This is a genomic window from Nocardia sp. NPDC055002 (assembly GCF_053608825.1).
The window spans coordinates 209,252-229,368 of record NZ_JBSGWE010000008.1; the positions used below are offsets into that span (position 1 = coordinate 209,252).

Annotated in this window: 21 protein-coding genes and 2 rRNA genes (1 of these 23 cut by a window edge); 3 read left to right on the forward strand and 20 right to left on the reverse strand. The window is 66.8% G+C overall.

Features of this window, described 5'->3' with window-relative positions:
• Positions 1–74 precede the first annotated feature (74 nt).
• Together ACWF99_RS28615 and ACWF99_RS28620 are read left to right on the forward strand one after the other, a co-directional pair.
• Entirely contained in the window at positions 75–1,028 is a 954-nt protein-coding gene (locus ACWF99_RS28615; RefSeq protein ID WP_378661034.1) for an ATP-binding cassette domain-containing protein, read from the forward strand.
• Positions 1,025–1,834 (forward strand): ABC transporter permease, encoded by an 810-nt coding sequence (locus ACWF99_RS28620; protein WP_378637295.1) that lies wholly within the window; start codon positions 1,025–1,027, stop codon positions 1,832–1,834. Before ACWF99_RS28615 ends, ACWF99_RS28620 begins: the two co-directional genes overlap by 4 nt.
• 10 nt (positions 1,835–1,844) lie before the next feature.
• Here the strand turns inward: ACWF99_RS28620 and ACWF99_RS28625 are convergent, their stop codons facing one another.
• The 6 genes from ACWF99_RS28625 to bioB form a co-directional block, all read right to left on the reverse strand.
• A complete protein-coding gene (locus ACWF99_RS28625) occupies positions 1,845–2,012 on the reverse strand; it encodes a hypothetical protein (RefSeq protein WP_452537894.1) in 168 nt (55 codons plus the stop codon).
• A 96-nt stretch (positions 2,013–2,108) separates the two neighbouring features.
• Entirely contained in the window at positions 2,109–3,245 is a 1,137-nt protein-coding gene (locus ACWF99_RS28630) for an AI-2E family transporter (protein ID WP_378637300.1), read from the reverse strand.
• 61 nt (positions 3,246–3,306) lie between these two features.
• Complete coding sequence (locus ACWF99_RS28635) at positions 3,307–3,840, reverse strand: DUF1353 domain-containing protein (protein WP_452537895.1); 534 nt, start codon at positions 3,838–3,840, stop codon at positions 3,307–3,309.
• Between the two features lie 70 nt (positions 3,841–3,910).
• Positions 3,911–4,561 (reverse strand): DUF2567 domain-containing protein, encoded by a 651-nt coding sequence (locus ACWF99_RS28640; RefSeq protein WP_452537897.1) that lies wholly within the window; start codon positions 4,559–4,561, stop codon positions 3,911–3,913.
• A complete protein-coding gene (gene bsaP / locus ACWF99_RS28645) occupies positions 4,561–4,770 on the reverse strand; it encodes a biotin synthase auxiliary protein BsaP (protein ID WP_452537898.1) in 210 nt (69 codons plus the stop codon). The genes ACWF99_RS28640 and bsaP overlap by 1 nt, the downstream gene beginning before the upstream one ends.
• An 84-nt stretch (positions 4,771–4,854) precedes the next feature.
• Positions 4,855–5,868: a biotin synthase BioB gene (gene bioB, locus ACWF99_RS28650; RefSeq protein ID WP_378637307.1), complete on the reverse strand. Its 1,014-nt coding sequence runs from the start codon at positions 5,866–5,868 to the stop codon at positions 4,855–4,857.
• Positions 5,869–6,017: 149 nt separating this feature from the next.
• Between bioB and ACWF99_RS28655 the strand changes: the two genes are divergently transcribed.
• Positions 6,018–6,602 (forward strand): TetR/AcrR family transcriptional regulator C-terminal domain-containing protein, encoded by a 585-nt coding sequence (locus ACWF99_RS28655; RefSeq protein WP_358115294.1) that lies wholly within the window; start codon positions 6,018–6,020, stop codon positions 6,600–6,602.
• On the opposite strand, the gene ACWF99_RS28660 is transcribed toward ACWF99_RS28655, so the two are convergent.
• The 14 genes from ACWF99_RS28660 to ACWF99_RS28725 form a co-directional block, all read right to left on the reverse strand.
• Positions 6,603–7,748, reverse strand: coding sequence for an alpha/beta fold hydrolase (locus tag ACWF99_RS28660; protein WP_452537900.1), 1,146 nt, complete (start codon positions 7,746–7,748; stop codon positions 6,603–6,605).
• A gap of 110 nt (positions 7,749–7,858) precedes the next feature.
• The gene (locus ACWF99_RS28665; protein WP_378661019.1) at positions 7,859–8,026 is read right to left on the reverse strand and encodes a helix-turn-helix domain-containing protein; all 168 of its coding nucleotides are present in this window, start codon (positions 8,024–8,026) and stop codon (positions 7,859–7,861) included.
• A gap of 289 nt (positions 8,027–8,315) precedes the next feature.
• Entirely contained in the window at positions 8,316–9,539 is a 1,224-nt protein-coding gene (locus tag ACWF99_RS28670; RefSeq protein WP_378637313.1) for an MFS transporter, read from the reverse strand.
• A 49-nt stretch (positions 9,540–9,588) separates the two neighbouring features.
• Positions 9,589–10,938 carry an LLM class flavin-dependent oxidoreductase gene (locus ACWF99_RS28675; RefSeq protein WP_452537902.1) on the reverse strand — a complete coding sequence of 450 codons (1,350 nt, stop codon included), beginning with the start codon at positions 10,936–10,938 and terminating at the stop codon, positions 9,589–9,591.
• Positions 10,935–11,699 carry an ABC transporter ATP-binding protein gene (locus tag ACWF99_RS28680; RefSeq protein WP_378637318.1) on the reverse strand — a complete coding sequence of 255 codons (765 nt, stop codon included), beginning with the start codon at positions 11,697–11,699 and terminating at the stop codon, positions 10,935–10,937. Before ACWF99_RS28680 ends, ACWF99_RS28675 begins: the two co-directional genes overlap by 4 nt.
• Positions 11,675–12,535 (reverse strand): ABC transporter permease, encoded by an 861-nt coding sequence (locus ACWF99_RS28685; RefSeq protein ID WP_378637320.1) that lies wholly within the window; start codon positions 12,533–12,535, stop codon positions 11,675–11,677. Before ACWF99_RS28685 ends, ACWF99_RS28680 begins: the two co-directional genes overlap by 25 nt.
• The gene (locus ACWF99_RS28690; protein WP_378637323.1) at positions 12,535–13,626 is read right to left on the reverse strand and encodes an ABC transporter substrate-binding protein; all 1,092 of its coding nucleotides are present in this window, start codon (positions 13,624–13,626) and stop codon (positions 12,535–12,537) included. The genes ACWF99_RS28685 and ACWF99_RS28690 overlap by 1 nt, the downstream gene beginning before the upstream one ends.
• Positions 13,627–13,710: 84 nt before the next feature.
• Positions 13,711–14,181 (reverse strand): SRPBCC domain-containing protein, encoded by a 471-nt coding sequence (locus ACWF99_RS28695; RefSeq protein ID WP_378637325.1) that lies wholly within the window; start codon positions 14,179–14,181, stop codon positions 13,711–13,713.
• Positions 14,182–14,216: 35 nt separating this feature from the next.
• A complete protein-coding gene (locus ACWF99_RS28700) occupies positions 14,217–15,413 on the reverse strand; it encodes an ROK family protein (RefSeq protein WP_378661004.1) in 1,197 nt (398 codons plus the stop codon).
• 25 nt (positions 15,414–15,438) lie between these two features.
• On the reverse strand, positions 15,439–16,680 hold the full coding sequence (locus ACWF99_RS28705) for a sugar ABC transporter permease (RefSeq protein ID WP_378637330.1): 1,242 nt from the start codon (positions 16,678–16,680) through the stop codon (positions 15,439–15,441).
• Complete coding sequence (locus ACWF99_RS28710; RefSeq protein WP_378637333.1) at positions 16,677–17,441, reverse strand: ATP-binding cassette domain-containing protein; 765 nt, start codon at positions 17,439–17,441, stop codon at positions 16,677–16,679. The genes ACWF99_RS28705 and ACWF99_RS28710 overlap by 4 nt, the downstream gene beginning before the upstream one ends.
• The gene (locus ACWF99_RS28715) at positions 17,441–18,526 is read right to left on the reverse strand and encodes a sugar ABC transporter substrate-binding protein (RefSeq protein WP_378661001.1); all 1,086 of its coding nucleotides are present in this window, start codon (positions 18,524–18,526) and stop codon (positions 17,441–17,443) included. Before ACWF99_RS28715 ends, ACWF99_RS28710 begins: the two co-directional genes overlap by 1 nt.
• A gap of 181 nt (positions 18,527–18,707) precedes the next feature.
• Positions 18,708–18,824 (reverse strand): 5S ribosomal RNA (gene rrf / locus ACWF99_RS28720).
• Positions 18,825–18,947: 123 nt separating this feature from the next.
• Positions 18,948–20,117, reverse strand: a 23S ribosomal RNA gene (locus tag ACWF99_RS28725) (it continues 1,387 nt past the right edge of the window).

The window sequence follows — 20,117 nt, forward strand, 5'->3', positions numbered from 1 at the left end:
ACAACAGTTGCGAACACTGTTAGCAGATGCGTATGCTCCATTGCGAACACTGTTCCCAATGGAGGGAGATCGCCGTGCACGCCATCGAATCGGCCGCACTGACCAAGACCTACGGCAAGAACACCGTCGTCGACCACGTAGACCTGCAGGTCCCCCCCGGCCAGGTACACGCGCTGCTCGGCCCGAACGGCTCGGGCAAGACCACCACTGTGCGCATGCTGGCGACCCTGTCGAGTCCCACCTCTGGCCGCGCCGCGATCCGGGGATTCGACACCGTCCGTCAGGCGAACGACGCGAAGCGACAACTCGGCCTGGTCGGCCAGTTCCACGCCGTCGACCCGCGCCTGACCGGACGTCAGAATCTCGTGATGCTCGCCCGCCTCAACGGCTTCCACGCCGCGAAGGCGCGCAAGCACGCGAACGAGCTGCTCGACCGATTCGAACTGGCCGAGGCAGCCGATCGCGTGGTGAGCACCTATTCCGGCGGCATGCGCCGCAGGCTCGACATCATCGCGGGCATGATCGTGCGTCCCGCGGTCCTGTTTCTGGACGAGCCCACAACCGGTCTCGACCCGCACAGCCGCAACGAGATCTACGGCTACGTCCGGGATTTCGTCGCCGAAGGCACCACGGTGCTGCTCACCACCCAGTATCTCGACGAGGCGCAGCGCCTGGCTGACGCCATCACCATCCTGCAAGCGGGTCGGGTGATCGCGGCCGGCACACCAGAACAGATTCTGGCGACCGTACCCGCCGGTCTCGACGTCGTCATCGAAGATCCACTCCGATACCACGAAGTGCTGTCGGTGCTCGACGGATTCGGCGGCTCACCGACGGATCCCCCACCGGACCAACAGCATTCGCCGATCGGATTGTCGTTCATGTTCTCCGGCGAAGCTCCCGGCCTGCTGCCGGTCCTGCGCGCGCTCGACGCCGCGGGCATCGCCGTCCGCGATATCGGTGCCCGCGTCACCACGCTCGACGACGCGTTCCTCGCGCTCACCGGTCGTGATCGGATCACGGCATGAGCGCCACCGACACTCGTGCGGTGTCCCTGTTCACGGGCGCGTGGGTGCTGTTTCGGCGGGTTCTGACGAATTACCGCAATTCCCCTGGTCTGTTCGCGATCACGCTGGCCGCCCCACTGGGCATGATGCTCCTGTTCGGCTTCGTCTTCGGCGGTGCGCTGGCCAGCGGCGGCGATGCGAGCGAATACCGTTCCTACCTGGTGCCGGGGGTGCTCGTCCTGGTCGCGGCCATGGGCCTGACATCGACCGCGATGACCGCGAATGCCGACCTGCACAGCGGCTTCACCGATCGGATCCGAGCCCTGCCGTTGTCGGCCGCGGCGGCACCGGCAGGATTCGCGCTGGCCGAGACCGTCGTCGGTACCTTGGCAATCGCACTCATGGCGGGAGCCGGCTATCTGATGGGCTGGCGGATCGATGCGACGCCGAGCGAGATCGTGGCGGCGCTGGTGCTACTGCTCGCATTCCGCTGCGCGCTGTCCTGGCTCGGCATCGCGCTCGGCGCGGCGGTCCGCGACGAGCAGATGCTGCAACAGACCGCGCCGTTGATCTTCGGCACGTTGATGTTCTCGAATGTCTTCGTACCGACGTCGTCGATGCCGACGGTGATCGCGGCGATCGCCGAATGGAATCCGGTGAGCAGTCTCGTGGCGGCGCTGCGCGAGCTACTCGGCGCCGGCCTGCCCGACCCGGCCGGCAGCGCATGGCCGATGCAACATCCCGTCGCGGCGGCGACCGCCTGGATGATCGCATTGTTCGCGGTCGCGGTCCCCATCGCGATTCGCCGGTATTCCACCGATTCCTGACAAGTCCTGTTCAGTCGTCCTGGCGGCGATCGCGGTGCTTCGACGAACGCCGGTAGGTTCGTCCGCTGGGCACCGCGGTGGCAGCGGACGAGCTGCGCAGGGCGTGGCGGCGGCGCCAGGCGACCAGATCGGGTCGCTCGGCGGGCGGCTCGGTGGATTGCCCGGCTGCGGTCTTCATGATCAAGGTCCTCCCCCGAAAATACGATGCTGCCAGGATAGGGAGCGGGTCCGACCGCATTCCACTGGTTTTCGGTGAACCGATCCGTGGAGCCCGCTATTGCTTGTCCACCGCCGTCTGGGCCCCGGTCGGCTTGCCTGATTCCTTGCGCGGCGGCTTCTGGTCGATCGGCGCACCGATCAGCACATCCGCCCATCGCGTTGTCGGGTCGATGTCGAACAGCAGCGCCTTCACCAGCAGCGTCAGCGGAATCGCCAGCAGTGCGCCGAGCGCACCGATCACCCACGCCCAGAACACCAGCGACAGGAACGTGATGGTGACGCCGAGGCCCACGGCGTCACCGACGAACTTGGGCTGAATGATCGACTGGATCACGAAGTTGATCACCGAATAGACCACGATCACCCAGATCATCAGCACCGGACCGCTGTCGAGCAGGGCCAGCAGCGCGGGCGGGATGACGCCGATGACGAACCCGACGTTCGGGATGTAGTTGGTGATGAACGACAGCAGCGCCCACAGGATCGGCAGCGGTACCCCCATCAACCACAGTGCCCCACCATCGATCACGGCCACGATGGCGCCGAACACCGTGGACACGATGAGGTATTTGCGTGTCCCGGTGACGAAGTTCTCCAGTGCCTGCGCGATCGCGGGCCGCTCGCGAGCCACGATCGCCAGCCGGCGGTCCATCGTCATCCCGTCGACGGCCATGAACAGCAGCAGCGCCACGACGAAGAACAGATTCGAGAAGACTCCGAGCACACCGCCGACCAGCTCCTCGATGACACTCGCGGCCTTACCCACGTCGATGCCGCTGAGCGCCTTGTGGATCTGGTCGGAGCTCACCCCGAGATCCGACAGCCAGTTGCGCCCGTGGTCGAGCAATTCGTTGAGCTTGTCGGCGTATTCGGGCAGCAGCGAGGCCAGCTGCACCGCCGACAGTGCCAGTGCGCCACCGATGCCGAACAGGATCGCGATCACCGCCACCAGCGCCGCGGCCATGCCGAGCCAGGCAGGCCAGCCCTTGCGGCGCGCCCAACTCTGGATCGGTTGTACCGCGATGGTGAGCATGAGGGCGAGGAAGACCGGTCCGACGATGCCCGAGAACGCCTTCAGACCGCCGATGGTGACCACACCCGCTCCGAGCGACAGGAGCACGATCAGACCGCGTGGAATCGACCATTGAACCGGCGGGGCCGGAGGTGCGGTGTCGGTGCTCGGCTCGGACATGCGCCGAACGGTAACCACGCGAAGACGCCGCCACCTCCCCCATTCCGGGTGAGATCCGCGATCAGGCGGTCTTCATCTGCGGTTTCGGCGGTGGCGCCGCGGTGCGGCGGGTGATCCACCCCAGGGCCCAGAACCCCAGCTCGACCACCCAGAACACCAGCAGCGCCGCGGTGACCACCAGCACCGGGATCGCGAGAAAGACCAGGGACGGCACCGCGATCAGCACCCACCCGAGCACATCGACCGCACGCGCTCCACGAAGCCGGCTGCCGAGTCGCACCGCCGTCCACATCATCCAGCGTCGCGGCACCGAAACCCCGGCCTCGTGCAGGCTGCGCCGGAAGATCCCGTCGGCGTCGGCGGGGCCGACTTCGCCTGTGCGGCACAGATAGTCGTGCAGGATCGCGGCTCTGGTGTAGGCACCGTAGCGCGGGATGAGCCACACCAGAGCGCGCGGCACCGAGGCGAAGTCGGTGCGGAATCCGGCAGGCACGGTGAAGGTTTCGACCGCGCCCTGGTAGGTGAGCGGTTCGGTGAGCCGCCAGAATTTCGCGTCCAGTTCCTCGACGACCGGACCACCACCGATGAATCCCACGACCGTTCCTCTCGCGCGACAGCCGGTATCTACCTGCTGTTATGCGAAAATGGTATCGCTGTATGGCCGCTCAGCCGCGTGGTTGCGAACTCGGATCGAAATCGCCGCTCGGCCGATACTGTTCGGCACCGTAGGGCAGGCGGTAGTCGTCGGACTCGTCGCCGAAATCGGCCGGACGCAGGTCGCCGAGCAGCCCGGCCGCGCCGGAATCCAGATCGACGGCCGGGTGCAACGCGGCGAGGAACACCAGCACCAGGGCGGCCAAGAACGGCTGGATCAGCAGCGCGAGATCGGTCCCGACTTCCGCCGGCAGCGCGACGATCTGGCCGATCGCCGGATCGTCGGGACGCGGATGACGCACGCCCGCAACCCATTCCCCGATCCACATCATCAGCACAGCGCCCAGCCCCGAGGCGAGCAGCATGCCGAGCACGAGCGCGGGCCCGCGCGTGGTCCGCACCCGCCACGCCCCGACCGCACTCAGCACCGCGACCACCGCGCCGAAGCACAGGAAGATCCCGACCGCGTCGAACAGGTGCAGACTCTCGCCGGTGAGCACCGCGGCGCGCCCCGGCTGAGTCACCCGCAACCGCTCGGTCGGCGCGAGCAGGCCCCACACCACTCCGGCCGCCGCACTCGCCACCAGCACCACGGCCATGACGATGCCGACGCCGACGATCTCGCGCCGCAACACCTCGGGGCGCTCCCCGCCGCCGAGCACTACCGGCGTTCCAACTGTGCCGATTCGATGACGCCGTGCCGTGAGCACTTGGCCCACCAGCCATCCGGGCTGATCTGCACGATCATCCGGCGGCCGCACTGCTCGCAGAATCGCGGTGGTTCCAGACCGAGCGCCGCCGACGCGGGCGTGACATCGTCGATCCCGGCCACGATCCGCTTGCCGGTGAACGGGTTGTAGCGCTCGTCCAATGCGGTTACCGCCTCCGTGAAGTGTGACTCGACGGTCGCGCCATCCCTGCCGACCTGGGTCGATACTCGATCGTACACAGCGTTCTACAGGGTTTCGTTGAGCGCCTTGATCGGCATGCTCAGCTCACCGAGCAGATCGAGGTCGGACTCGGCGGGACGGCCGAGGGTGGTGAGGTAGTTGCCGACGATGACGGCGTTGATGCCGCCGAGCATGCCCTGCTTGGCGCCCAGGTCGCCGAGGGTGATCTCGCGACCACCGGCGAAACGCAGGATGGTGCGCGGCATCGCGAGCCGGAACGTGGCGATCGCGCGCAGCGCGTCGGCGGCGGGCAGCACCTCCAGGTCACCGAACGGGGTGCCGGGACGCGGGTTGAGGAAGTTCAACGGGACCTCGTCGGGGTTCAGCGACGCCAGCTGCGCGGCGAACTCGGCGCGCTGCTCGATGGTCTCGCCCATGCCGAGGATGCCGCCGCAGCACACCTCCATGCCCGCTTCGCGCACCATCCGCAGGGTTTCGAAGCGCTCCTCGTAGGAGTGGGTGGTGACCACCTTGGGGAAGTGCGACTTGGCGGTCTCGAGATTGTGGTTGTAGCGGTGCACGCCCATCGCGGCGAGCTGGTCGACCTGCTCCTGGTTCAGCATGCCCAGCGAGCACGCGACCTGGATGTCCACCTCGTTGCGGATGGCCTCCACACCGGCCGCGACCTGCGCCATCAGGCGCTCGTCGGGACCACGCACCGCGGCGACGATGCAGAACTCGGTGGCGCCGGTCTTGGCGGTCTGCTTGGCCGCCTCGACCAGGCTGGGAATGTCGAGCCAGGCCGCGCGCACGGGCGACTGGAACAGGCCCGACTGCGAGCAGAAGTGGCAGTCCTCGGGGCAGCCGCCGGTCTTGAGGCTGATGATGCCCTCGACCTCGACCTCGGGGCCACACCACTTCATCCGCACGTCGTGGGCGAGCTCGAGCAGCGCTTCCAGGTGTTCGTCACCCAGGCGGAGCACCTCGACGGCCTGCTGCTCGGTGAGGCCCTCGCCGCGCTCGAGCACCTGCTCACGGGCGATAGCCAGAATATCGGTCTGGACGGGTGCCTGCGTCACGACGTGATGTCCCTTCGACGGGGGTGTGCGCACGTGCCGTGGGTGTGGTCCACCCGGCGTGGCCGTGCAACTTGAACGGTGTTCAGGATAGGGTAGCGGCTACGAGTGAACCACGACACTCGGGTCGCAAAATCGTCGGAAGGACGCGCGTGCAACTGCGGAAGACGGATGTGGTCGATGCCGCCGTCGCGATTCTCGATCAGTACGGGCTCGCCGATCTGACGATGCGCCGGCTCGCGGGCTCGCTGCAGGTGCAGCCGGGGGCGTTGTACTGGCACGTCAAGGACAAGCAGACCCTGCTCGGCGCGGTGGCCGACCGGATTCTGGCACCGATGGACGAGCCGATCTCAGCCACCGAATGGCCCGCGCAGCTCACCGAGCTGGCGCATCGACTGCGCGACTGTCTGCTCGCCTATCGCGACGGCGCCGAGCTGGTCTCGGCCACCTACGCCTCGCGCCTGACCACCAGCAAGGCGCGTGAACGCCTGGCGGGCATTGTGATCCGTGCCGGAATGACCAGGGAGGAAGCCGATCTCACGGCCTACACCCTGCTGTACTACGTGCTCGGCCAGACCGTCGACGAGCAGTCGCGCATGCAGATGGATTCCGTCGGCGCGCTGCCCGAGGACAACACGCCGTTGCTCGACACTCCCGACCCCACCGCGCGCTTCGACTTCGGCTTGCAGCTGTTCATCGCGGGCGTGCGCACCATCCTCGGGACCCGGGTGCGCTGATCACGGCGGGTCGTTGCGATTGGCTTCCTGGTAGCGCCGCACGAACGGCAGTACCTGCGCTTCGATGACCGCGTTGTACTCGGCGGGTCGCTGAATCGGATTCGCGTGCTCGATCTGGTTCGGCCGCACCACCAGCAGGGTGCCGTCGACACCGCCGGACTGTTCGATCAATACCTCGTGCGAATACTCCACGTCCACCACGCCGTCGCGGGCCGCGTCACGCGGCCGGATGAACACGATCGCCGGGTTCCGCTTGTCCGGGTTCGGCTTGCCGAGCGCACGCAGATCCGCGGTACCACCACCGGCGACGATCGCCAGGAACTGCGCCTCGATCAACCCGTTGCCGGCGGCATCGCGCGAGAAGATCTTGTCGCGCAACACCTGCGCCGACGCCTCACGCATCGCGCGCCAGTCGATGTCGAGGAACAGCCCGTCGCGCTGCGCGAAACGTTCACGCCGAGCCGACATCTCGACTACGAACCGCAGGATCCGGCTCTCCCTGGCACCGGGCAACCAGCCCAGCCACCGCACCAGATCGGCGCCGCGACTACGGCTCTCCGGGCGCACCGCGTCCAGATTCATCGGCGTGCAGTCGAGCAGAACGGCCACCAATCGCCGATCGCTGCCCAGGTGGATGTGCCGCGCCACCTCCAGCGCGATGATTCCGCCCATGCTGTGACCGACCAGCACGATATTGCGCACATTGCCGTAGCGTGCGGCCCGCACGATCATGTCGGCGATGACCTTGGTGTCGATACCGGCGTTGTCGTAGCGCACCGCCCACACCACCCCGAGGCGACTGAGCGCGGGCAGGGCTTTGGCGGTCGGCGTCGCGTTGACTCCCCCGAGCCCGACCATGTCGACCACGGCGGTATCCCAATCCCGGGCATCGGCAGGCAGATTCGCGGGCAGCAACTCCGGTGAGGTCTGTGCCAGCCGCTCACGTTCGGGAACCACATCGTGAACCCAGTACTGCCCGAACACGATCATCGCGACCAGCAGGATCCCGAGAATTCGCAGCAGCACCAGTCTGGTCCGGCGCCAACCGCCCCACGTGTGTCCGAGCTGGGTTTCGCGCAACCGATCCCGCCGACGCGCATCGTCGAAGTCCGCGACGGTGGACGGATGCCGATCGAATGACGACATACTTCCACTGTAGGGACAGTCGAATCCGAACGCTTCCGGCCGCCGTCGCGAGCACCGCCGCGCAGTAGCCACCTCGGTGCACTACCGACGCCGGGCCCGTGATCGGGTTGTCACTGCTCCGAGGACTCGTACCGTTGCGCGTAGTGCGTCGGTGGTTCGCCGAAGATCTTGCGGAAATCGCGGCTGAGGTGCGGTTGGTCGGCGTAGCCGAGATCTGCCGCGAACACGGCCCAGTCGATCTCGACGCCGTCGGCGAGGCGCTCGGTGACTCCCTGCAACTGTTGTCGCGTCGACTACCCGATCCCGCAGGCCGCTACCGGACGCCCTGTGCCGAGTTCGACCTCGCAGCACTGCTCGCTCACCTGCTGTTCTGAGGACCGTCGCTGGTCGGCGCCGCGCGCAAGGAAGCGGTGGCACCCGCCGGATCCGCTGTCGATCTCACCGCGGACGACTGGGCCGCGGCCCGCGGCCACCGCCCCGCTGATCGACCACATCCTCGGCCTCACCGGACGCGACCCCGCCTGGCCCTAGGCTGTCCTGGCACCGCCGGCCACCCCGGCGGCATCGTCAACTGCTCTCCACCGATTCCCTGGTTTCGTTCGGACTCGCGGCCGGCTGACTCGACCCGGTCACCGCGGCGACCGGGCGTCCGGGGAACCAGCGATACATCGCGGCCGCTCCGCCGAGCCCCGCCACCGCGAGCGCTCCCGCCGCCGCGCCGAGCACCGTTACCGCGCTGATCGCGCCGACCGCGATCGGGCCCGCGAACATCCCGATGTCGTGGGTGAGCCGCCAGGCACCGAGGAACTCCGCGCGCTGGCCGGGCGGCGCCACATCGGCGCCGACTGTCATGATCACGCCGTTGCTCAGCCCGTTGGCGAAGCCGAGTAGCACGGCGACCGCGGTGAGTCCGGCCACCGACCCCGCGAACGGCAACGTGGCGTACCCCCCGGCGAAGGCGATCATCGCGGGAACGCCGATCGCCTTGCGGCCGTAGCGATCCAGCCAGATCCCGGCCGGATACGACATCAGCACGTCCACCGCGCCCGCGATGCCGAACACGATGCTGGTGGTCGCCGCGTCGGCGCCGATGTGCACCGCCCACAACGGCAGCAGCGATTGCCGTGCCGCCCGTGCCGCACCCATGAGCAGGGCGCCGAGTCCGAGCGTGCTGAGCAGCCTGCGATGTTCGACCACCACGGAACGAATCGTGTTGTCGCTCACCACGGTCGGCGAACCTTCGGTCTCGGGCATGGCGAACACCAGAGCACCCGCGACGAGCATGGCGACGAGCTGGATCCACAGCCCGCCGACCGGGCCGAGCCAGTGCACCGCGCCCGCGCCGAGGAAGGGTCCGGCGAAGAACCCGAACCGCATCCACCCGGCCAGCGCCGAAAAGGCCCGTCCCCGATCGGCACTCGGCACGACGGCCACGATGTAGGTCTGCCTGGCCAGACCCCACACCGCCCCCGACGCCCCGTTGATCAGCAGCCCGACCGCGAACACGGCGATATTCGGCGCGAGGATGGCCACGAGCAGCCCGAGAGCACAGGTGAACGAGCCGAGAGCGATGGCCTTGCGCTCCCCGGTACGCGCCACCAGCCAGCCCGCGGGCAGATCGCCCAGAATGAGCCCGAAGCCCATCATGGCGACCACCACACCCGCGGTGCCGACCGAAGCGCCGAGTTCGAGCGCGTGCAGCGGCAACATGGGAGCCGCTGCGCCTGAGCCGATTCCGTAGATGGCGGACGGCACGAACACCGCCAGCGCCATCGACCGCAGCTGAGTCACGACGTGACCACCGACCGGCGAACGACGTGCCGGTCGCGACAGCCCTCGGTCATCCGGCGAGCGCGGCGTTACGGGTGAACTGGCTCTCCGGGCGCGCGAGCCCGAAGTGATCGCGCAGCGTGGTGCCGGTGTATTCGGTGCGGAACAGCCCGCGCTCCTGCAGGATCGGCACCACCGTTTCGGCGAATACCTCGAGCCCACCGGGGTAGTACGGCGGCATCACGTTGAAGCCGTCCGCCGCGCCCTGGGTGAACCACTCTTCGATGGTGTCGGCCACTTGCTCGGGCGTTCCCGCGAACACCCGGTGCCCGCGCGCACCTGCCAGCCGGTGCAGCAGCCCACGCAAGGTCGGCCGTTCCCGCTCGACGATTCCCGCCACCACCTGCAATCTGCTGCGCGCGTTGTCGGTGACATCGCCCGCCCCCGCGAACACTTCCACCGGCACCGGCTCGTCGAGCGCGAGGCCGCGCAGCGACGTGCCGGTGATCGATTCCAGCTGCTTGAGCCCGTATTCGGGCACTGTCAGCTCGTTGAACTCGCGTTCCAAACGCAGCGCGGCGGCTTCGGTGTCGGCGATGAACGGGCTGATGCCCGGCAGGATCTTCACCTCGTCGGCGGTGCGCCCGAACTCGGCGGCCTTGGACTTGATGTCGGCGTAGAAGGATTGCGCATCCGAAAGCCGTTGATGCGCGGTGAAGATGGCCTCCGCGTACTTGCCGGCGAAGGCGCGCCCCTCGTTCGAGGCACCCGCCTGCACCAGCACCGGACGCCCCTGTGGTGTCCGCGCGGAGTTGAACGGTCCACGCACACTGAGGTGTTCGCCGACGAAGTCGATCGGGTGGATCTTGTCCGGATCGGCGTACACACCGGCGGCGCGGTCGAGCACGATCGCGTCGTCCTCCCAGCTGTCCCACAGCCCGACCACCGCGTCGACGAATTCGCGTGCGCGGGCATAGCGCGCGGCGTGTTCCGGATGCCGTTCCAGCCCGAAGTTGGCCGCGGCCAGATCGGTGCCGGTGGTCACGATGTTCCAGCCCGCGCGTCCACCGGAGATGTGGTCGAGCGAGGAGAACAGCCGCGCCAGGTTGTAGGGCTCGTAGTAGGTGGTCGAGGCGGTGGCGATCAGGCCGAGATGTGTTGTCGCCGCGGCGATCGCGGTGAGCAGTGTGATCGGCTCGAGGCCGGGCGCGGCATTGTGACGAACATCGGTGCGCAGGGCGGGACCGTCGGCGAAGAACACCGCGTCGAGCTTCGCCGCCTCCGCGGTGCGCCCGATCTCCTGGTAGTAGGAGACGTCGTAGATGCGGTCGGGCCTGCTGTCGGGATGCCGCCAGGCGGCCTCATGGTGCCCGGACGGGTAGATGAACGCGTTCAGACTCAGTTGACGCGGTGCACTCATGACGCCTGTTTCACTTTCTCTGAATCTGTTGTGTCGACACCGAGTCCGCTCAGCAGCACCTCGCGCAGCCGGACGAACTCCGGGTGCGCGTGCCTGCGCGGGCGCGGGGTCTCGATGCGTTGGTCGATCGTGATCCGGCCCTCGTCGAGGACCAGCACCCGATCGGCGAGCAGCACGGCCTCGTCCACATCGTGGGTCACCAGCAGCACAGCGGGCCGATGCCGCTCGCACAGCGCCTGGAGCAGGGCGTGCATCCGAATCCGGGTCAGCGCGTCGAGCGCGCCGAACGGTTCGTCGGCCAGGAGCAGTTCCGGCTCACGCACCAGCGACCTGGCCAAGGCCACCCGCTGCTGTTCACCGCCGGAAAGCTCACGCGGCCACGCCTTCTCCCGCCCGGCCAGCCCCACTTCGGCCAGTGCGGAGCGCCCGCGCTGCTGCGCGTCGCGCCCGGTCAGCCCGAGTACTACATTGTCGAGCACCCGTGCCCATGGCAGCAGCCGCGAATCCTGGAACACCACCGCGCGCTGCGTCGGCACCGTCAGGTCACCGGATCCGGGCACCTCGGAATCGAGTTCGGCCAGTGCCCGCAGCAGTGTGCTCTTGCCGGAACCGCTGCGTCCGAGCAGCGCGACGAACTCACCGCGCCGGATCTCGATGTCGATGCCGTTCAACACGATTCGCTCGCCGAAGCCGCGTGTCAGGGCACGGGTGCGTACGACGACCCGCTCGTCGGAGCTCAGTCGCCCAGTGTCTGTCGCCATGCCAGCACCTTTCGTTCCGTTGCCCGCACGGCGAGATCACCGAACAGTCCGAGCAGCCCGTAGATCACCAGGCCGACGACGATCACGTCGATCTGGCCGTAGGTGCGCGCCTGGGTCATCAGGTAGCCGATGCCGCTGGTCGCGTTGACCTGTTCCACCACCACCAGCGCCAACCAGGAGATGGTCACCGCCAGCCGCAGCCCGAGGAAGAAGCCCGGCAACGAGCCCGGCAACGCGATGCGACGCAGGAATCCCCACCGCGACAGCCCGACGGTCTCGGCCAGTTCCACATAGCGCGCGTCGACGCTGCGCAGGTAGGCGTGGGTATTGATGTAAATCGGAATGAGCACGCTGGTGGTGATCACGATCAGCTTCATCTGCTCGCCGATTCCGAACCAGACGATGAACAGCGGGATCAGTGCCAGCGTCGGGATGGCCCGCTTGATCTGCACGGGACCGTCGACGACGGCCTCACCGATCCGGCTCAGCCCCGCGACCAGCGCGAGCACCACGCCGATCGCCACACCGAGCACGAGGCCGATGACGGCACGCTGCAACGAGGTCAGCAGGTTGGACTGCAACCGGCCGTCGGCGATCAGCTCACCCGCGGTCTGCGCGACCGTCCACGGCGCGGGCAGGGTCTCCGGGTCGATGGCCCCGATCGCGGAGCCGACAACCCAGGTGCCGATGAGCAGAACCGGCCCGAGGGCGAAGCCGAACGGGATCGGCTTGCCCGGTCCCAGTGTGCGCCGGCCTCGCCCGCGCGGGGCGAGCGCTTCGACCGGGGCCGTACTGGTCCGGAGTTTGCGCAGTGCCCCGGCATCGATGGTGGCCATCAGCTCGCCGCCGGTGCGAACGCGGCCCCGCTGGCAGTGACGGCCTCGGTGACCGCAGCATCGAAGCGCAGGTCGAAACCGTCCACGGCCTTGATCTTCTTCGGCAGCTCGCCCACAGCGTCGATCGCGTCGATCGTGGTCTGCTGCCGGGCGATCAACTGCTGGTCCAGGTGCGGGAACGTGTAGGTGCCCAGCGATTCGACGATCCGCTTGGCGTCGTCGGCGCTGACCTTCTGGCTTCCGACGTAGTAGCGGGTGGCCCATTCCTCGCGATGGGTGTTGGTCCACTGCCAGGCCCGCACGAACGCGCCGACCAGAGCACGGGTCGCGGCGGCCTTCGCTGGATCCTGGACCACCGCCCGGCGCGCGTACAGGTAGGCGAGGCCGCTGTAGATGCCCGTGGTCTCCGAGTCCGGGATCAGCGAGGCGCCCTCGGTGCGGAGGAACCGGGTCACGTTGGGTTCGATCAGCGGCGCGACGTCGACCTGAGCGGTGCGGACCGCGTCAGGGAACTCGGCCAGCTGCAGCCGGACCAGCTCCACATCGGTGGGCTTCAGTCCCGCCTTGGTGAGCGCCTTCAACACCGCCGCCTGCTGGGCGGTGCCCTCGGCGTACGCGATCTTCTTGCCCTTCAGATCGGTGAGCTTGCTGATCGAACGACCAGGCGCCACAGCGAGTTTCAGGGCCTGGGGGTTGGTCTGGTAGGAGCCGACGATCGGAACGTCCTGGCCCGCGGCCAGCGCGTGGATCGGCGGCACATCGCCGACCTGACCGACGTCGGCCGCGCCTGCCCGGAAGGCCTCGAGGATGGCCGGGCCGCCGACGAAGTTCGCGAACTCGATCTTGAACGGCAGCTTGTCCAGTTCGCCGGACAGCCGCAGCGCCGATTGCAGGCGTTCCGACTGATCGGCGACGACGAGCGTGGTCCCCGGCGGAACCTCGGTCGGCAGTGGCGCGTCGGGGGTGCCGACCGGTGCGTCGTTGCCCTGCGCGCAGCCGGTCAGGCCGAGCGTCGCAACGGTTGCCATCGCGAGGAGTGCGGCGGTGGCGCGGCCCCGTAGGCCGGGTCGAAAGGTGTTCGGTCGGTGCATAGACGAATTCAAGCAACCGCGAACGCCCCCGAACACCATTAGCGTTTCTATGATTTGAAGGGCACGTCTCCGCGCGGTCCGCGGTCAGTCGCGCGATTCCCCCTCGGCCAGTGCGGTCAGTTTCGACAACGACTGGTGCCAGGTTCTCTCGTTGTCGGCGGGGCTCAGTCCCGGCGGAACCCCCTCGTGCACCGTATCGAGGTGGGTGCCGCCGTCGGCGTCGGTCAGGGTGAACGTCACCGTCTGCGCACCGGTCATGTCCGGGGTCTCGGTGACGAATTCCAGCACCTCGATGATCTGCTCGTCCGGCACCAGCGTGCGGAAGGTCCCGAAACAGGCGTCGCGGTGCGGCGGCCGCGTCTCGCCGGTGGCCGTCGGCTCGTCATAGGTGAGGGTGATCGAGAACGATCCGCCCTCCTTCGGCTCGAACCGATGCACTTCGGCCGTTATCCCGGGCGGGGGCATCCAGGCCGCGACCGCGTCGGCGTCCAGCATCAGGCGGTAGACGGTCGAGCGCGGCGCATTGATCTGCGTGCCGATCCTTGTGGTCGCCATTCCTTCACGATAGTCGCGAGACCGGCGCCGATCGATCACCTGCCGGAGCTACGCGCCAGTGTCTGCAACGGGTCGGTCAGCACGTCGGCAAAGGCCAGTTCCGCGGCCCCGATCAGCGGAGCGTCGTCGGCCAGCGCGGAGGTCCGCAGGCGAACACGTTCGCGGACGGCGAGTAGTCCGTTCACCGCCAACCGGCTGCGGACCTGCGCGGCCGAGGCGAGGTAGATCTCGCGCAGGACACCACCGAACACGACCATGGTCGGGTTGAAGATATTGACGAGATTGGCCACCCCGTAGCCGAGCCAGTCCCCGACCTGGTGCAACGCGTCGCGGGCGACCGCGTCACCGCGAGCCGCCGCGTCGACGATCGCCTCGACCGCCGCCCGGCCGGTGAGGCCGGCACGCCCCGCCAGCGCGATCAACGCCAGCTCCCCCGCCTCGGCCTCCAGGCAGCCACGTGAACCACACCGGCACGTCCGCCCGCCGGGGTTGACGATCATGTGCCCGACCTCGCCGCCATAGCCACCCTCACCACCGAGCAGCTCACCACCCATGATGACGCCGCCGCCGATGCCGACCTCACCGTGCAGGTAGATCAGATCCGACACCCCCGCACCGACACCACGCTCACGCTCGGCGAGGGCGCCCAGATTCGCGTTGTTGCCGACCACGACCCGAACGCCGAGCCGCTCGGACAGTTTCGCGCCCACCGGCACATCCACCCAGCCGATGTTCGGCCCGTACCGCACCACACCGTCGCCCTGCCGAACCATCCCGCAGAACGCGAGACCCACACCCACGCAGACACTGTCGCGTCCTGCCGTGCCGATCATCGTCTCGGCCAGCACCGCCAGGGATTCGATCACCTCGTCGGGATCGAAAGCCGCACTGTCACGCGGTGTTTCACGCCGGTCGAGAATCACACCGCCCAGACCGACCCGCGCTACCGCGAGCCGGTCCGCACCGACGTCCAACGCGAGCACGAACACCCGCTCCGACTCCGGCCGCACCACCAGCGACGGCCGTCCGGCCTTCCCGGTCTGGCGTGGCAGTTCCTCACTCACCAGCCCGGCGGCGGCCAGATCGGTGGTCAGGGCCAGAATTGTGCTGCGGTTCAGGCCCATTCGCTCGGCCAGCTCCGCCCGCGAGACCGGGCCACTCAGATGGACGTGGCGCAGCAGCACGGCGAGATTGCGTGTTCGGATCTCGTCCGGGGCGGGTGCAGCCCTCATCCGGCCCTACCTTCCCGGTCGATGGTCAACTTCCTGGCAGCGAACGCTTGCGCGACAGCGCGTCCACCCCCGCCGCGAGCAGCAGGACAAATCCTGTCACAACGAATTTCGTGCCCGCGCTGTAGCCCATCAGGCCCATCCCGTTGTTGATCACCGCGACCACCGCGGCACCGAGTACCGCGTCGAGCATCCGGCCACGACCACCGAACAGGCTGGTCCCACCGATCACCGCCGCACCGACGGCGGTGAGCAGGACATCGGAACCGCCGGTGTTCGGATCGACCGAGTTGGCCCGCGAGGCCGCGATCAAACCGCCGACAGCGGCCATCGTCGAGCACAGCACGAAGGCGCTGATCTTGATCCGGTCGACCGGAATGCCCGCCCGCCGAGCCGCTTCCACGCTGCCACCAACCGCGTAGACATGCCTGCCGAACGAGGTGCGATTGAGCACGAACGTCCACAACAGCAACAGCGCGATGATGATCGGCACCACGATCGGCATGCCCTGTAGCGAGTTGACCTCCGGATTGCGGCTGCGCTCGTCGTTGAGCACCAGCACCGCTATCCCGGCGACCACCGCGACCGTGGCGATCCGTAACGCGACCACCGGTGCCGTCTCACCGGTCAGCCCGAGCGTCGTGCGCGCCCGCAACTTTCGGTACTGCACCAACGAGAACCCGCCCACCAGCACCAGGTACATGACCCAGCCGAGCAGCGGCGGCACATTCTTGTTGGCGATCGCCAGGATCGTCTCGTCGTGGATGGAGATGTTGCGGCCGTTGTCCATGATCTTCAGTGCCACGCCCTGCAACGCCAGGAACGCGGCCAGCGTCACGACGAACGACGGCACCCCGATCTTCACCACGATCGCGCCGATGGTCAGCCCGATCACCACACCGGTGAGCAACGAGACGAACACCGCCGCGTACCAGGGCCAGCCCTTGTCGGTGAGCAGGACCGCGAGCACCGCGGCACACACACCGCTGGTGAAGCCCGCCGACAGATCGATTTCCCCGAGCAGCAGCACGAAGATCAAGCCCATGGCGATCACCGCGATGGCGGCGCCCTGGGTGAGCAGGTTCGCGATGTTGCCCTGGGTCATGAACACCGGCCGCGCGATCCAGAAGACGACCGACAGCACGACCAGCGCGATGACCGAGGGCAACGCACCCATGTTGCCGCCACGAATCCGCGCGACATAGCCGGTGACCAGCTCGGTCACCGGTGCGGCAGGCTCGGTGGCCTTGTCCGTGACAACCGCGCTCATGCCTGCACTCCGATTCCGAGACTCCCGCTGCGGCCGGCGGTGATCAGTTCGACGACCTGCGAATGCGTCACGTCGGCGGTCCGTACCTGTGCGGCCATCCGGCCCAGATACAGCGCCGCGATCCGGTCCGAGACCGCGAAGACGTCGTTCATGTTGTGCGAGATCAGCACCACCGCGAGACCTTTGTCGGCCAGGCGGCGCACCAGTTCGAGGACCTGCTGAGTCTGGGCGACGCCGAGCGCCGCGGTCGGCTCGTCCAGAATCACCACCTTGCTGTTCCACAGCACGGCCTTGGCGATGGCGACGGTCTGGCGTTGTCCGCCGGACAGGCTGGCCACCTTCTGACGCACGGACTTCACCGTGCGCACCGACAGCCCGGCCAGGGTCGCGCCCGCGAGCTCCTCCATGCCGTATTCGTCGAGCACGAGGCCGTGCTTCTTCTCCCGGCCGAGGAACATGTTCTGCACGATGTCGAGGTTGTCGCAGAGCGCGAGGTCCTGGTAGACGATCTCGATCCCCAGTTCGGCCGCGTCTCTCGGATTGCCGATCTGCACCGGCTCACCGTCGAACAGCACCTCGCCCGCATCGATCGCATGGGTGCCGCCGATGCATTTGACCAGGGTCGACTTGCCGGCGCCGTTATCGCCGACGAGGGCCGTCACCTCACCGCGGTAGGCGGAGAAGTCGATATCGTGCAGGACATGGACCGGACCGAAACTCTTCTCTAATCCGCGTAATTCGATGAGCGGGGTGTCGGTCATCAGCGGACGCCGTTGTCCGCGCAGAGCGTGGTGAACTCACCGGTGCACAGCTCGGCCTTGTCGACGAAGCCGTCCGCGACGACGTCGTTCACGTTGTTCTTGAAGATCGCCTTCGGCTCGAGCAGCACCGCAGGCACCTTCGACTTCGCCTCGGGATCGTCGACGGTGCTCGGCGCCTCGCCCTTCTCCCCGTTGGCCAGCGCGATCGCCAGCTTCGCGCCGGCGGCGGCCTCGAGCTTGATCGCCTTGTACACGGTCATGCACTGATCACCGGCCAGGACGTTCTGCAGACCCTGCACCGTGGCGTCCTGACCTGTCACCGGGATCTGCCCGTTCAGCTTCTGCTTCTTCAGCACCGCGATGGCCGCGTTGGCCAGCCCGTCGTTGGCCGCGACGGTGCCGCCGAGGTTCGGCGTGCCGGTGAGCATCTGTTCGAAGATGGTGCCCGCCTTGGTGTTGTCCCATTCCGGGACGGCCTGATCCGGCCCCTTCACGTACTCGCCCGCGTCGAACTTCGGCTTCAGCGCGCCGTCGTACCCGCTCTTGAACAGGGCGGCGTTGTTGTCGGTCGGACCGCCGTTGAGGTAGGCGACGACCGGCTTGGCCGCCTGCTTGTCGGCCAGGCACTTCGCCAGGCCCTCGCCCATGAGCTGTCCGACTTTCACGTTGTCGAACGACACGTAGTAAGGCGCGCCGCCGCCGAGGGTCAGCCGGTCGTAGTCGATCACGGTCACGCCCTGGGCTTTGGCCTTCTGGATGACCGCCTTGCCGGTACCGCTGTCGAGGTTGGTGATCATCAGTACGGAGGCGCCGTTGGTGATCATCTGATCGGCGATCGTCTGGAAGGCGTTCTTGTCGCCCTGGGCATTCTGGATGTCGGCTTTGATCCCCGCGGCGTCGAACGCCTGCTGAAGATACTTGCGATCCGCCGTCTCCCACCGCGCCGAGGTCTTGCTGTCGGGCAGGATGACGCCGATCTTGGCGCCGCCATCTCCCGAGGAGTTCGAAGTGTCGTCGCCGCAGGCGGTGAGCGAAGTGAGAAGTGCGATCGAGACGGCCGCGATGCCGAAGATCCCCTGACGCATGAGCGTGGGCCTTTCGTGGAACCACCGCCTGTAGGCGGTTGAGCTGGAGCGAATGTTGTTCTCGACAACATACTCCAGGGTGACCTGGCCCACACAGGAATCGCACAGAGTGGTCCCCCCGCGGTTCCCGGGAACGCAAAAAGGCCCTCCAACCGAAGTTGGAGGGCCTTTCGCAATGATGTTCCGGCAGTGTCCTACTCTCCCACACCCTGTCGAGTGCAGTACCATCGGCGCAGGTGGCCTTAGCTTCCGGGTTCGGAATGGGACCGGGCGTTTCCCCACCGCTATAACTACCGTAACTCTATGAAACTAGACAGCGCTCCCCCACCAACACACCCCATATCTATCTATGGGACCTGTTGATCAGGTTTGCTGCAGTGTCTGTTGTTTCAGAAACCGCACAGTGGACGCGTAACACCTTTGTAGTAAGCCCTCGGCCTATTAGTACCAGTCACCTACACCAGTTACCTGGCTTCCAATTCTGGCCTATCAACCCCATGGTCTGTAGGGGGCCTTAACCCATCAAGTGGGAGAGAAACCTCATCTTGGAACAGGCTTCCCGCTTAGATGCTTTCAGCGGTTATCCCTTCCGAACGTAGCCAACCAGCAGTGCTCCTGGCGGAACAACTGGCACACCAGAGGTTCGTCCGTCCCGGTCCTCTCGTACTAGGGACAGCCTTCCTCAAGTTTCTTACGCGCGCGGCGGATAGAGACCGAACTGTCTCACGACGTTCTAAACCCAGCTCGCGTGCCGCTTTAATGGGCGAACAGCCCAACCCTTGGGACCTACTCCAGCCCCAGGATGCGACGAGCCGACATCGAGGTGCCAAACCATCCCGTCGATATGGACTCTTGGGGAAGATCAGCCTGTTATCCCCGGGGTACCTTTTATCCGTTGAGCGACACCGCTTCCACTTGCCGGTGCCGGATCACTAGTCCCGACTTTCGTCCCTGCTCGACCTGTCAGTCTCACAGTCAAGCTCCCTTGTGCACTTGCACTCAACACCTGATTGCCAACCAGGCTGAGGGAACCTTTGGGCGCCTCCGTTACATTTTGGGAGGCAACCGCCCCAGTTAAACTACCCACCAGGCACTGTCCCTGAACCAGATCATGGTCCGAGGTTAGAAGTCCAATACGATCAGAGTGGTATTTCAACGACGACTCCACCCGAACTAGCGTCCGAGCTTCACAGTCTCCCACCTATCCTACACAAACCGTACCGAACACCAATACCAAGCTATAGTGAAGGTCCCGGGGTCTTTTCGTCCTGCCGCGCGTAACGAGCATCTTTACTCGTAATGCAATTTCGCCGAGTCTGTGGTTGAGACAGCAGAGAAGTCGTTACGCCATTCGTGCAGGTCGGAACTTACCCGACAAGGAATTTCGCTACCTTAGGATGGTTATAGTTACCACCGCCGTTTACCGGGGCTTAAATTCTCAGCTTCGCGCCGAAGCGCTAACCGGTCCTCTTAACCTTCCGGCACCGGGCAGGCGTCAGTCCGTATACATCGTCTTACGACTTCGCACGGACCTGTGTTTTTAGTAAACAGTCGCTTCTCTCTGGTCTCTGCGACCCCACCCAGCTCCAGG